The 13,466-nt window shown below is 63.3% G+C and carries 13 protein-coding genes; 7 read left to right on the top strand and 6 right to left on the bottom strand.

Annotated features, from left to right (window positions below):
* Positions 1–116 precede the first annotated feature (116 nt).
* The 3 genes from I0K07_RS09705 (at position 117) to I0K07_RS09695 (ending at position 2,311) form a co-directional block, all read left to right on the top strand.
* Positions 117–1,010, top strand: coding sequence for a retropepsin-like aspartic protease (locus I0K07_RS09705; protein ID WP_203292828.1), 894 nt, complete (start codon positions 117–119; stop codon positions 1,008–1,010).
* Between the two features lie 82 nt (positions 1,011–1,092).
* A complete protein-coding gene (locus tag I0K07_RS09700) occupies positions 1,093–1,560 on the top strand; it encodes an arsenate reductase ArsC (RefSeq protein ID WP_203292826.1) in 468 nt (155 codons plus the stop codon).
* A gap of 316 nt (positions 1,561–1,876) precedes the next feature.
* Positions 1,877–2,311, top strand: a complete 435-nt coding sequence (locus I0K07_RS09695; RefSeq protein ID WP_203292824.1) for a glyoxalase superfamily protein — start codon at positions 1,877–1,879, stop codon at positions 2,309–2,311.
* A 42-nt stretch (positions 2,312–2,353) separates the two neighbouring features.
* Here I0K07_RS09695 and clpB read toward each other — a convergent pair whose 3' ends face one another.
* The gene (gene clpB, locus I0K07_RS09690; RefSeq protein ID WP_203292822.1) at positions 2,354–4,966 is read right to left on the bottom strand and encodes an ATP-dependent chaperone ClpB; all 2,613 of its coding nucleotides are present in this window, start codon (positions 4,964–4,966) and stop codon (positions 2,354–2,356) included.
* A 155-nt stretch (positions 4,967–5,121) separates the two neighbouring features.
* On the opposite strand from clpB, the gene I0K07_RS09685 reads away from it, so the two are divergent.
* Together I0K07_RS09685 and I0K07_RS09680 are read left to right on the top strand one after the other, a co-directional pair.
* Positions 5,122–5,880, top strand: a complete 759-nt coding sequence (locus tag I0K07_RS09685; RefSeq protein ID WP_203292820.1) for an MOSC domain-containing protein — start codon at positions 5,122–5,124, stop codon at positions 5,878–5,880.
* A 188-nt stretch (positions 5,881–6,068) separates the two neighbouring features.
* Positions 6,069–7,460 carry an MATE family efflux transporter gene (locus I0K07_RS09680; RefSeq protein WP_203292818.1) on the top strand — a complete coding sequence of 464 codons (1,392 nt, stop codon included), beginning with the start codon at positions 6,069–6,071 and terminating at the stop codon, positions 7,458–7,460.
* Positions 7,461–7,522: 62 nt separating this feature from the next.
* Here I0K07_RS09680 and I0K07_RS09675 read toward each other — a convergent pair whose 3' ends face one another.
* The 4 genes from I0K07_RS09675 to I0K07_RS09660 form a co-directional block, all read right to left on the bottom strand.
* Positions 7,523–8,161, bottom strand: a complete 639-nt coding sequence (locus tag I0K07_RS09675) for a DUF4167 domain-containing protein (RefSeq protein ID WP_203292816.1) — start codon at positions 8,159–8,161, stop codon at positions 7,523–7,525.
* Between the two features lie 211 nt (positions 8,162–8,372).
* The gene (gene prmC, locus I0K07_RS09670) at positions 8,373–9,323 is read right to left on the bottom strand and encodes a peptide chain release factor N(5)-glutamine methyltransferase (protein WP_338041054.1); all 951 of its coding nucleotides are present in this window, start codon (positions 9,321–9,323) and stop codon (positions 8,373–8,375) included.
* A gap of 6 nt (positions 9,324–9,329) precedes the next feature.
* Entirely contained in the window at positions 9,330–10,400 is a 1,071-nt protein-coding gene (gene prfA, locus I0K07_RS09665) for a peptide chain release factor 1 (protein WP_203292814.1), read from the bottom strand.
* A 48-nt stretch (positions 10,401–10,448) separates the two neighbouring features.
* Positions 10,449–10,865, bottom strand: a complete 417-nt coding sequence (locus I0K07_RS09660) for an MAPEG family protein (protein ID WP_203292812.1) — start codon at positions 10,863–10,865, stop codon at positions 10,449–10,451.
* Between the two features lie 369 nt (positions 10,866–11,234).
* On the opposite strand from I0K07_RS09660, the gene I0K07_RS09655 reads away from it, so the two are divergent.
* Positions 11,235–12,443: an LL-diaminopimelate aminotransferase gene (locus I0K07_RS09655; protein WP_203292810.1), complete on the top strand. Its 1,209-nt coding sequence runs from the start codon at positions 11,235–11,237 to the stop codon at positions 12,441–12,443.
* Between the two features lie 24 nt (positions 12,444–12,467).
* Here I0K07_RS09655 and I0K07_RS09650 read toward each other — a convergent pair whose 3' ends face one another.
* A complete protein-coding gene (locus I0K07_RS09650) occupies positions 12,468–13,043 on the bottom strand; it encodes a YkvA family protein (RefSeq protein WP_203292808.1) in 576 nt (191 codons plus the stop codon).
* Positions 13,044–13,246: 203 nt separating this feature from the next.
* Here I0K07_RS09650 and I0K07_RS09645 point away from each other — a divergent pair, with 203 nt between their 5' ends.
* Complete coding sequence (locus I0K07_RS09645) at positions 13,247–13,465, top strand: hypothetical protein (protein ID WP_203292806.1); 219 nt, start codon at positions 13,247–13,249, stop codon at positions 13,463–13,465.
* The last annotated feature ends 1 nt before the right edge of the window (position 13,466 follow it).

Raw genomic sequence — 13,466 nt, 5'->3', positions numbered from 1 at the left:
GGTTCTTGTTGTTCTCTCAGGATGTTGGCGAGATGACGGAGTTTTCACGCGACGATCATATACCCGTCAGCTGACGCCTGCTTATTGCACCGCGAACAGTCAGCATTGAGGTTTTCATGATCCGTTTCAGCCCCTTCGCAAGCGCCATTGCCACCGGAATTGCCGCCGGCATCGCCTTGACCACTGCAGCCCAGGCCCTGGAGCCTGCCGCTGAACAGATCGACATGGACCTGTCGACCGGCCGGCCGATGATCGAGCTGATGATCAATGAGGAAGGCCCCTATCCCTTCATCTTCGACACGGGCGCCGGCGTTTTCACCGTCCACCCGCAACTGGTTGAAACGCTCGGACTGGAAATCTCCGGCCAAGGTGAGATCTCCAGCCCCGGCGGTCAGGCCTTCCCGGTCGACCTCGTCAATCTGGATACCGTGTCCCTGGGGACGGCTCAGGTCGGCGATATCGAGGCGCGCATCGTTGATATGGGCCTGCCCGTGGAAATGGGTGGATATGGCGTCTTGGGACCGGTCCAGTTTCGCGCTTTCGACCGGGTCGCCTTCGATTTCGAAAACCAGCGCATTGAAATCGGTGGAAGCTTCAACAAGCCGGATGATGTCGCCTGGCAGGCTTTCGGCGATGATGCGCCCCTGCTCGACGTCATGCTCACGATCGGTGATGCGCGCATTCCCGCCCATATCGACACGGGCAATCCCGGCGGGCTGATGCTGCCGCGCGATGTCGCGGACCAATTGCCGCTGGACGCCCCGCTCCAGGTGGTCGGCCAGGCGCGGATGGTCGACGGCACGATGGATATCTACGGCGCTCCGATCAGCGAAAGCTTCCAGGCCGGCGATGCCGATATTCCGGTGAGCAATGTCCTCTTCTTCGAGCGGGCAATGGCCAATATCGGCAGCGGCGCGCTGCGCGGTCTGCAGCTGGAGATCGACTGGGCCCATGAGCGTTATGCGCTTTGGGGCGATGCCCAGCCGATGCAACCGCAACGCCGGGGCTGATGGCCTCCAAAACACTTCATTGAATATTGAAATGACGGCGTGTCCGGGTTAGAGGCAAACTTCCTCTGACCCGGACGTTTTCATGTTGAACATTCTCATCCTGTGTACCGGCAATTCCGCCCGTTCCATCCTGGGCGAAGTCCTGGTCACCGCGCTCGGCGAAGGCCGCCTGCAAGGCTTCTCCGCCGGCTCCCAACCCAAGGGCCAGCCCCACCCTGTTGCGCTGGAAACCCTCAAGGCCCACGGCCATCCCATCGACCGCCTGCGTTCAAAGTCCTGGGATGAATTCACCGTCGAAAATGCCCCGCGCATTGATGCCGTCATCACCGTCTGCGACAGCGCCGCCGCCGAGGTCTGCCCTGTCTGGCCGGGCGCCCCGGTCAAAGCCCATTGGGGGCTGCAGGACCCGGCCTATATCGAGGATGACGCCGAATGCCGGGTCGCGTTCGAGGCAACCTATCAAGCCCTGTCGAAGCGCATCCGGACGCTGTTGGCGGGGCTGGATGGGGATGATCAGGCGGCTTTGAAAAGGGCGTTTCAAACCATTTGATCCGTCATCCCACGGTGCCCGAAGGGCATCCGGGGGACCTGCGCTAACCTGTCTGCTTGTTGGGCGAGGTCCCCCGGACAAGCCGGGGGATGACGGTGGGAATTGAAACATCCCAATCCCTCAATCCCGCGATTGACCCGCCCCTCACGCCGCGCTACACGGCGCAAACGGTTTGGGAGATACCGGCCGCCCGCAGGCGCAAGCCATGGTGAAATCTCCTGAAGACTGATCTTTGCCACAGCGATTATCGTGCGGCGAGATGGCAAGGCGGGCCCCATCGAGAAGACCGCATGCTGATTGCATGAGGCTGAAGACCATGTCGAATACCCCCCTGCCCCCGCTTGCGGCCCTGAAGGCCCAGGCCAAACGCTTGCGCAAATCCCTCGAAGCCGAGGGCAATTTCATCTCCCATTCCGAAGCGCTGGAACTGATCGCCGGCCAGTATGGCTGCCGGGACTGGAACACGCTTCACGCGGCGGCCGGCAATCGTCCGGCCACGCCGCTCCATGTGGGCGCGAAAGTATCCGGTGCCTATCTGGGCCAGGATTTCTCGGCCGAGGTGAAAGCGCTGACCCAGCTCAATGACGGCGCGCACTACCGCCTCACCCTCGATCTCGACGAGGCGGTGGATGTCGTCACCTTCGAGAGTTTTTCGGCCTTCCGGAAACGGATCAACGGCACCGTCAACCGCGATGGCCGCTCCGCGTCGAAAACCTCCGATGGACGGCCGCATCTGGAATTGCGGCTCTAGACAAACGAAACGGGGCGGACCTGATGGCCCGCCCCGTCTCTGTTACTCGACGATTTCGAGTTTGGGTTTCTTGGCGCCGATGGCCTTGCCATTGACGACCAGGACACCGTCCTCGGATCCGACCGTGATCGTGTCACCATCCTTGATCTCGCCTTCCAGAAGCATGCGGGCCAGCGGGTCCTGCAGCTCTTTCTGGATGACGCGCTTCAGCGGACGCGCCCCATAGGCCGGGTCATAACCCTTGGCCGCCAGCCAGTCGCGGGCCGCCGGGTCCAGCTGGATCGTCATGCGACGATCTTCCAGCAGTTTGGCCAGGCGCTTGATCTGGATGTCCACGATCGCACCCATATGCTCTTCCGCCAGTTTGCGGAACAGGATGACCTCGTCGATCCGGTTCAGGAATTCCGGCCGGAAGTGACGCTGGACCGCACCCATCACCGCGTCGCGGGCATCCTCGGCATTATCAACCAGCTGCAGATGCTCGGCCCCCAGATTGGAGGTCATGATGATGATCGTATTGCGGAAGTCGACCGTACGGCCCTGCCCGTCCGTCAGCCGGCCATCATCGAGGACCTGCAGCAGGACGTTGAAGACATCCGGGTGGGCTTTCTCGATCTCGTCGAACAGCACGACCTGGTAGGGCCGGCGGCGGACGCTCTCGGTCAGGGCCCCGCCCTCGTCATAACCGACATAGCCCGGAGGCGCGCCGATCAGGCGGGCGACGGAGTGCTTCTCCATGTATTCCGACATGTCCATGCGGGTGACCGCCGACTCGTCGTCGAACAGGAATTCCGCCAGCGCCTTGGTGAGCTCGGTCTTGCCGACACCCGTCGGGCCCAGGAAGAGGAAGGAGCCGATCGGACGCGCCGGATCCTTCAGACCGGCCCGGGCACGGCGCACCGCGTCCGACACGGCCTGCAGGGCAGCATCCTGGCCGACCACCCGCTTGTGCAGACTGTCTTCCATGCGCAGCAGCTTGTCGCGCTCGCCTTCCAGCATCTTGTCGACCGGCACACCGGTCCAGCGCGAGACGACATGGGCGATCTGCTCGTCATCGACGACTTCCTGCACCATCTGGCCATCCGCACCATCGGCCTCGGTTTCCGCTTCGGTCAGCTTGCGCTCCAGCTCCGGCAGGCGGCCATACTTGATCTCGGACGCCCGTCCCAGATCACCGCGGCGTTCCGCATCGGCCAGCTCATTGCGGGCCCGCTCCAGCTCTTCCTTGAGCGTGGTGGCAGAGGCCAGCTTGTCCTTCTCGGCACGCCAGGCCGCGGTCAGCTCGGCTGACCGGCCTTCCAGCTCGGCGATCTCCTTCTCGAGCGTTTTCAGGCGCTCCTTGGAGGCGTCGTCATTTTCCTTCTTGAGCGCTTCCGCCTCGATCTTCAGCTGGATGGCGCGGCGATCGATCTCGTCGAGCTCTTCCGGCTTGCTGTCGACCTGCATGCGCAGGCGCGAGGCGGCCTCGTCCATCAGATCGATGGCCTTGTCCGGCAGGAAACGGTCGGTGATGTAGCGGTTGGAGAGATTGGCCGCAGCGACAATCGCGCTGTCGGCAATGCGCACACCATGGTGCACTTCATACTTCTCCTTCAGACCGCGCAGGATGGAGACCGTGTCTTCCACCGTCGGCTCTTCCACCATGACCGGCTGGAAGCGACGGGCCAGGGCCGCGTCCTTCTCCACATGCTTGCGATACTCATCCAGCGTCGTGGCACCGACACAGTGCAACTCACCGCGCGCCAGGGCCGGCTTCAATAGGTTGGACGCGTCCATCGCGCCATCCGTCTTGCCGGCACCGACCAGGGTGTGCATCTCGTCGATGAAGAGGATGATCTGGCCGTTGGCCGACTGCACCTCATTGAGCACGGATTTCAGGCGTTCCTCGAACTCGCCGCGATATTTCGCACCGGCGATCAGCGCGCCCATATCCAGCGCCAGGAGACGTTTTTCCTTCAGGCTTTCCGGCACATCGCCATTGACGATGCGCAGGGCCAGACCTTCCGCGATGGCGGTCTTGCCGACGCCCGGCTCACCGATGAGAACCGGGTTGTTCTTGGTGCGGCGGGACAGGACCTGGATCGCGCGGCGGATCTCCTCGTCACGGCCGATCACCGGGTCGAGCTTGCCTTCGCGCGCCACCTCGGTCAGGTCGCGGGCATATTTCTTGAGGGCTTCATAGCTGTCTTCAGCCGACTGGCTGTCCGCCGTGCGGCCCTGGCGCAGATCATTGATCGCACTGTTCAGGGCTTGCGGCGTTACGCCGGAGGCTTTCAGCGCATCGGCGGCCTTGTTGCCGGCGGTCAGGCTGATCGCCTGCAGCAGGCGTTCGGCGGTGACATACTGGTCACCGGCCTTCTTGGAGGCTTCCTCAGCCGCGCCGAAAATCTTGGCCGTGTCCGGGGCAAGGTAGAGCTTGCCTTCGCCGCCTTCCACCTTGGGCAGGGCAGCCAGGGCCTGGTCCACGGCGTCCTGAACCTGACGCACACGGCCACCGGCCGTCTCGATCAGATTGGCCGCCAGGCCGGCTTCATCATCCAGCAGCGCCTTTAGCACATGCTCGGGCGCGAATTGCTGATGGTTCGATTTCAGGGCCAGGCCTTGAGCGGCCTGGACAATGGACCGGGCCCGGTCCGTATAGGTTTCAAAATCCATGTCGATCTCCCGATAGTGGCGAGATAACGTGCCGAAAACCGCCTTCATCAAGCACGGCCAGCACGGTGTCTGACTGGCATGTAGGTGTTGCACCCATGTCACACAAGAGCACCAGCCGCGACATTCTGACCGAGTCCCGATAAAGCCTGTCCATCATGCCACAACTCGCTGCCATCCACCGCTTTCCCGTCAAAGGCTTTGGCCCGGATATCCTCGAAACGGTCGAGCTGACCGCGGGTGAAACCCTGCCCCATGACCGGTCCTGGGCCATTGAAAACGGGCCCGGCCCCTTCAACCCGCAAGAGCCGGGCCATGTGAAGAAAAAGCATTTCCTGATGCTGGCCGGACAGGCGGAACTGGCGCGCATCGCGTGTGAATTCATCGCGCATTCTTGTGAATTTCGCTGCAACTTCCCGGAAGGACACGCGATTTCCGTCACGCTGGATGACGCCAGCACGCATGCCCCCCTGTTCGAGCGGATCGAGGCGCTTCTGGGCGACCAGGTGCGCGGCCGGCTCCGCATCGTCCATGCGCCGGGTCAGGCCATGACCGACATCTCCCAGCCGCACATTTCCCTGATCAATCTCGCCTCGGTCCGCGACCTCGCACAGAAGACCGGTCACGCCATCGATCCGGTCCGCTTTCGCGGCAATCTCCTGATCGACGGTCTGCCGGCCTGGTCGGAATTCGACTGGATCGGCCAGGAGATCGCGATCGGGGATATCCGGCTGCGCGCCGAAAGCCGGATCCGGCGCTGTGCGGCGACCAGCGTCAATCTGCAGACCGGCATCCGCGATATCGACCTGCCCAAAGCCCTGTTCGACCATTATGGCCACATGGATTGCGGGATTTATCTGAGCGTGCTGACGGACGGGACGCTGAGCTCCGGAGCTCCGGTTTTGCTTGACGGCTGAGGGATCGGGGCTTAACCCCGATGCATGGGCTCAAGGGTGCCCGCCGTTCGCAGACTTTGTCCGGTGAAACCTGTTTTCTCACATCACAGACACTCTGCCCGGGCCCCGGTAATGCGAGCCCCGAAACTGGCCCATGTGTGCAGAGACAATCCGCGCCGCCAAAGCGGAGCGGGATGAGGACGGCTGACATGTCACAAAGTCACGGCCGAATGGCCGACTATACCCATGCGCCCATTGTGCCGCTGTTTTTCAAGACGGCCCTGCCGATCGTTTTCCTGATGAGCGTGAACGGGCTTTTCACTGTCGTCGACGCGATCTTCCTGGGCTGGTTTGTCGGTCCGGACGCGCTGGCCGGTGTCACACTGATGTTTCCCCTGGTGATGATTTTCGTCGCCCTTGCCTCACTGGTCGCCAATGGCATGGCCAGCGTGATGGCCCGCCAGTTGGGCGCTGAGGATCTGGAGGCAGCCCGCGCCAGTTTTGCCGGTGCGCACGGGCTGAGCGCGCTGACCTGCCTCATCCTGCTTTTCCTCTTCCTGATCGGCGGCGCGCCGCTGGTGGCGCTGGCGGCGAACGGATCGGAGAACCTGTCCGAACCGGGCTATCGCTATCTGCTGATCACCGTGATCGCCTCCCCGCTCGCCTTTGCTGTCGGCCTGCAGACCACCGCCCTGCGCGTGGAAGGCTGGGTCGGTTTCATGGCCGGGATCGGTGTCCTGGTCACCGTCGCCAATATTGCGCTGAACTATGTCCTGATTGCGCTACTGGGCTGGGGCGTGGCCGGGTCCGCAATCGGCAGTGCGGTGGCCCAGGCCGTCGGCCTGGTCATTGTCCTGATTTTCCGGATGCGGGGCGAAACACCCCTGCCGGCCTTCGCCCTGCCCTGGACGGCCTGGCGGACCGGATGGAAATCCTTCCTGGCCCTGGGCGCCCCGCAAAGCCTGTCCTTCCTGGGTCTGTCCCTGGGGTCCGGCACGATCATCATCATGGTTCAGGCCACATCCGGAGACAGCTATGAGACCGTGGTCGCCGCCTATGGCATCGCCATGCGCCTGCTCTCCTTCAGCTTTCTCGGACTGATGGGGATGGCGCAGGCCCTGCAGGCCATGATCGGCAACAATTACGGGGCCGGTCGTCAGGACCGTGTGGCACAGAGCCTGCGCCTCGGCGTGATCTGCGGCCTGTTCTATGCCGCCAGTGCCGAAGCCATCTTCCATTTCGGGGCGCAGGCGCTTGCGGGAATGTTTGTGGAGGACCCGGCCGTGATCGCCGAGGTGGGCCGCATCCTGCCGGTCATCGTCGCCGCCTATGTCCTGGCCGGACCGGCCGTGATGATCTCGACGCATTTCCAGGCGATCGGGGATGCGCCGCGCGCCGCCATTCTCAGCCTGTCGCGGACCTATCTCTTCGCCATCCCGCTGACCCTGACCCTACCGGTCTGGCTGGGTGAATGGGGGGTGTGGGTGGCCGGGCCGACAGCGGAAGTCCTGATGCTGGGCCTGACCCTGATCGTGCTGACCCAGACGGCGCGCACGCGCGGCTATCGCTTCGGCCTCATTCCGAAGCCCGCCACCGCCTAGGCACAAAAAAGGGATGGCGGGCCAAGCCTGCCATCCCTGTTTTGCGGTGATGCTGAACCGGCCTAGGCCGCTTCGCTGTCCGAACCGTCCTTGCTGTCGCCATCGGCAGCCGCACCGGCATTGTCGAGCGCGGCAGCGGCAGCCGCCTTGTCAGCCTCGATCTCGGCCTTGGTACGGCGCGGGCGACGCGTGCGGCGGCGCGGGGCGTCTTCTTCTGACGCTTCGCCATCCGGAGCGGCAGACGGGGCGTCGGCGGCGGCTTCACCTTCCGGCGTCACAACACCGAGCGGATCGTCCTTCTCCGCGTCATTATTGCGCGGCTGACGGCTCCGGCCACGGCCCCGGTCATTGCGATCGCGGCTGCGGCGATTATTGGACTGACCGTCGCCCTGGCTGTTGTCTTCGGACGTGATTTCCCCGTCCTCGCCCTCACCATTGGCCTCGACATCATCATTGTCATCCTGGTTCGGATCACGCTTGGGCTGGTTGGCCTGGACGATGCGGTAATAGTGTTCGGCGTGCTGGTAGAGATTCTCTGCACGCACCCGGTCACCAGCGGACGATGCGTCCCGCGCCAGTTGCAGGTATTTGTCGTAGATCTGGGATGCGTTGCCCCGGATTTTCACTTCCGGACCATTGCTCTCATAGCTGCGGTTTGCCGGATTGCCGGACTTACGCCCTCGACCGCGTTGACGCTTCATATCGCTATCCCTGTTTGAGCGACGCTGTTTCAATTGCTCTGACCTTGCTGTGCGTTGGCAGGTGCAAGCCTGTGCGCCATTCAGTCTGGGGATCGTCAAATTTACCGGATACGGGCAGGTGGTTTATCCGGCTGCGCGAGACCCCCGTACTGGCGCGATCCACCTGCCTTGAAGGGACCCTAGACTCCCCCGCCGCGCATTCCAAGTCCTTTTAACTGTTGTATCCGATGACCACACGGTCCTGTCCGGCGAGGTCTGCGACGACACGGACCCCGGCCAGACCTGCCCCGGCTGCCAGGTCGCAAACCGATGCGCCCTGATCATAGCCGATCTCGCAGGCGAACAGCCCGCCCGGACGGAGGATACGCGGCAGGTCAGCGAGAATCGCCCGATAGGCCTCCAGCCCGTCGGCCCCGCCATCCAGCGCCAGAGCCGGTTCGAAATCGCGCACTTCCGGATCCAGGCCGGTCATCACATCGGACACGATATAGGGCGGGTTGGAGACAATGATATCGAAGGACTGATCGGCCAGACCGTCCGCCCAGCGCCCTTCGAGAAAACGCGCCCGACCGGCCAATTGGCAGGCCTCGGCATTCCTGCGAGCCACGGCGAGCGCTGCGGAAGACAGGTCCACGCCCACCCCCCGCCAGTCCGGACGTTCGCTCAACAAGGCCAGGAGAATGGCGCCGGACCCGGTGCCCAGATCCAGCACGTCCAGCGCCCCGTCCTTGCGCGCGTTGAGCACGGTGTCGACCAGGGTTTCGGTATCCGCACGCGGCGTCAGGACATCCCCGGTGACGATCAGGTCCAGTGTCCAGAAGGGCTGACTGCCCAGAACCTGGCTGAGCGGTTTGCGCTTGAGGCGCTCCCAGGCGAGATCCGCCAGATGCGCCACACGCTGCCAGGACACCAGGGCCGGATCGGCCAGGGCTTCGGCCAGGCTGGCCGGCGCCAGAATGTGGGTGAGCAGATGGCGGGTCTCGATCTCCGCCTCTTCAATCCCGGCATCCAGCAGACGCTTGACCAGATCGATGCGGATGGCCGGCAGGTCGAGCCCCAGCCAGGCTTCCCGCAAGGGCTTGCTGTCGGCCCGGTCGAATTCCGCCCGGGCATCACCGACCAGCTTGTCGAAAGGCCCGTTGCTGTCCGACGGCCCGGTCACAATGGATCAGGCGTCTTCCAGCGCTGCCAGACGGGCAGCCTGGTCTTCCGCGATCAGCGCCTGGATCACCTCATTGAGCTCATCCCCGGCCACGATCTTGTCGAGATTATAGAGGGTCAGATTGATGCGGTGATCAGAGACACGGCCCTGCGGATAGTTATAGGTGCGGATCCGCTCGGAGCGGTCGCCGGACCCGATCTGGCCCTTGCGCTCGGCCGCGCGTTCAGCCGCCTCGGCTTCGCGCTTCATGTCATAGAGCTTGGCCTTGAGGAGTTCCTGGGCGCGGGCACGGTTCTGGTGCTGGGACTTCTCCGCACACACGACCATGATCCCGGTCGGCAAGTGCGTCATGCGCACGGCCGATTCCGTCTTGTTGACGTGCTGGCCGCCGGCCCCGGAGGCCCGCATGGTGTCGACGCGCACCTCGCCCATATCGAGATCGAAATCGACCTCTTCCGGCTGCGGCATGATCGCGACCGTGGCGGCGGAGGTATGGATGCGGCCCTGGCTTTCCGTTGCCGGAACCCGCTGGACGCGGTGGACACCACTTTCAAACTTCAGACGCCCGAACACGCCATTACCGGACACGGCGGCAATGACTTCCTTATAGCCGCCATGCTCGCCCTCGGAGGCGGAGACCAATTCCCAGCTCCAGCCCTGCAGCTGGGCATAGCGCTGATACATGCCATAGAGATCGCCCGCGAACAGGGCGGCCTCATCCCCACCGGTCCCGGCGCGGATTTCGATCAGGGCGTCGGCGGTATCGTCCTTGTCCTTGGGCAGGAGAAGCAGGGACATTTCGTGCTCGAGTTCCGGCAGGCGCTCCTTGAGCTCGTAATATTCCTCGCGCGCCATCTCCGCCATTTCGGCGTCGCCGCCCTCCATCATCTCGGCGAGATCATCCAGTTCCTGACGCGCAGCGCGCAGCTCGCTGGCCTTTTCGGCCACCGGCTTGAGCTCCGCGTGTTCCTTGGAGAGTTTGACGATTTCATCGGGATCGCCAGCGGCGCCCAGGCGGGCTTCCACCTGTTCGAACCGGTCGATGACCTGGGAGAGTCGGGCTTCGGGTGCGTGCATGGGCTTCGGTTAGCACCAAGCGCGAGCGAAGAAAATCCTGACGGGCTGTTACAGCGCCGCCAGAACGTTCCGCACCGTCATCACGATCAGCACGACAGAGCTGAGCATGAAGACCAGGAAGCGCACCGGCACGAAATTCCACAGGGCCTGGATCAGCGAGTGGGCGACCCGCAGGGCGACATAGCCCCAGGCCAGCATCACCATCAGCTCATCGGCCACGCCGACCAGATGGGAATAGACACACAAAGCGTAGAAGATCACCGGCTGTTCGTGCAGGTGATTGTAATTGTCCGCGATCCGCTTCACCTCGATCGGCAGGACATCCAGCTCACCCTTCTGCTGGATCTTGCCGGCATCGATCCCGGCCTTCTGCATCGCCGGAATCCGCGTGGCATACATCCACAGCCACATCACCAGCGTCCAGCACACCAGGCCCAGAACGGGCGTCATCATGGATTGAAACATGTTTTTCTCCCCTGTTTGCGGCGGAGGTTAGTGGGGTTTGAAGGACGTGTCATGGCTTGCGACACTCGTCCCCGCTTCTCTTTGACAGGCAAAGGGAAGCTCCCCTTCTCCCTCGGGAGAAGGTGCCCGCAGGGCGGATGAGGGGGGACGGCGAAGTCTGCGTGATCATCTGCCAGCACCGGGATTTCCCCCTCTCCCGGCGCATGCGCGCCACCCTCTCCCCAAGGGAGAAGGAGGATGGCAGCCCGCACCCTCCGCACCCCCCAAAAGCCCCATTTCTGCCGCCATGCATCCGAAATGACACCTCACTCTGCCGCTAAGCTCTTGAAGCTGGGCCTTCAGCGTGTGTAAGTGGGAGATAATTCGAGCATGCCGGATCAAACGATGGAATTTCACCGCACCAAGCGCCTGCCGCCCTACGTTTTCGAAGAAGTGAACCGCCTGAAGGCCGAGCTGCGGGCCTCGGGGGCGGACATCATTGATTTCGGCATGGGCAATCCGGACCTGCCCACGCCGCAGCACATCCTGGACAAGCTCAAGGAGACGACGGAGAAGCCGCGCACCAATGGCTATTCCTCCTCGCGCGGCATTCCCGGACTGCGCAAGGCCCAGTCGCGCTATTACAAGCGCCGCTTTGATGTTGATCTCGATCCGGACAGCGAGGTCATCGTCACGCTGGGCTCCAAGGAAGGCTTTGCCAATCTGGCCCAGGCGATCACGGCGCCGGGCGATGTCGTCCTGGCCCCCTCACCCTCCTATCCGATCCACACATTCGGCTTCCTGATTGCCGGCGGCACGATCCGCCATGTCGCCGCGCCTTCGCCGGAGGAATATCTGCGCGGGCTGGAATATGCCGTGCGCCATACCGTTCCCAAGCCGATCGCGGTCGTGGTCTGCTACCCGTCCAATCCGACGGCGCAAACAGCGACGCTGGACTATTACAAGAAGGTCGTGACCTTCGCGGAAGAACATGACCTCCTGATCCTGTCGGACCTGGCCTATTCGGAGATCTATTTCGGCGATGAGCCGACCCCGTCCATGCTGCAGGTCGAGGGTGCCAAGGAGCGAACGATCGAGTTCACCTCGATGTCCAAGACCTATTCCATGGCCGGTTTCCGCGTCGGCTTTGCCTGTGGCTCACCCAAGCTGGTCAGCGCCCTGGCCCGGGTGAAATCCTATCTGGATTACGGCGCCTATACGCCGGTCCAGGTGGCGGCGTGTGCTGCGCTGGACGGTCCGCAGGATTGTGTCGACGAGACCCGCCGCATCTACAAGCACCGCCGCGATGTGCTGGTGGAGAGCTTCGGCCGCGCCGGCTGGAACATCCCCTCGCCGGAAGCCTCCATGTTCGCCTGGGCCCCGCTGCCGGAAGGCTGCGAGGAGATGGGCTCACTGGAATTCTCGATCGAGCTGATGAAGGAAGCCGGGGTCGCCGTGGCACCCGGCGTCGGTTTCGGCGAGCATGGCGAGGGCTTTGTGCGCCTCGCCCTGGTGGAGAATGAGCAACGCATCCGCCAGGCCGCACGCAGTGTCGGCGAGTTCCTGAAAACCCGCCGACCGGCCATTCGGGCTGTCTAGGACAGGGCTCTAGAAAGCCGGGCCCTAGAAATAGTGATGGACGCTGCCCGTCGAGTGCGGCCATTTCGCGCCGGCCTTGGAACGCAGGCGGCGACGGCGCATGCGGGACTGCATGACATTGCGCGCTTCATCCAGGCTCGGAAGATCGGCTTTCGGCTCGGTCTTGAGCTCTTCGCGGTGGGCGATGAAGTCGGAATAGGCTTCCAGTTCCGCTGACAGGCTGGCCGCGACGAGGTCGATCATGATCGCATCATCGACATAGCCCAGAACCGGCGTGGCATCCGGGATCAGGTCTTCCGGGTCCGCGAAATAGGCCAGGGCATCGATGACGGCCTTGCGGTCATCGCCTTCCAGCTTCCAGTCATCATCATCGAGCATGCCCAGCATCGGGCCGAGCTGGTCGAGACGCTTGGTGACGAAAGCGGGCGGGTTGGACTTGCGGGCCTTTTCCAGCATGTCCGCGACACCGGCCAGGATCCGGCTCTCATCCGCCGCCCCCAGGGATTCGCGCGCCTCGTCGAGACGGGCACGGAAGAAGTCGAGATCAGCTTCGTTCAGCTCGAATTCGACTTTCAGGGTCGGTTGGTTGGTCGTGGTCATTTTGAGTAAGGCACCTTCATTGGCCGTTGAACAATGATGACTGTGTCCCACACGACCGGCGCGCCGTGTAGCGGGAACGGATATGATCGCGTCCCCGGGGACAGCCGGACAGGACGTTCCGGTCATCACCGACGGTAATCCGCCCTTAACCCTGAGCGCAAGTTCGGCTGCCGCTACCAACGTCCGCACGGTACATTCTCCCCATGAATGTCGCTTTCAATACCGCCGCGAACAGCATGATTGCCGCGCAAAACCGGGCTCACGAGGCCGGTGCGGAAATGGTGCGCAATGCCGCGCAGGGCCAGGATATCATCCAACCGGCCGTTGCCGTCATTCGCGCCGAGAAGACCCATGCAGCTTCGGCGGCCGTCATCCAGACGGTGAACGACATGACGAACCGCCTGCTGGACATCAAGGTCTAGC

It is taken from the genome of Maricaulis parjimensis, from assembly GCF_016817355.1.
Classification (GTDB): domain Bacteria; phylum Pseudomonadota; class Alphaproteobacteria; order Caulobacterales; family Maricaulaceae; genus Maricaulis; species Maricaulis parjimensis.
The sequence above is the reverse complement of the archived record's forward strand: the minus strand, read 5'-3'. Positions and strand labels throughout refer to the sequence as shown.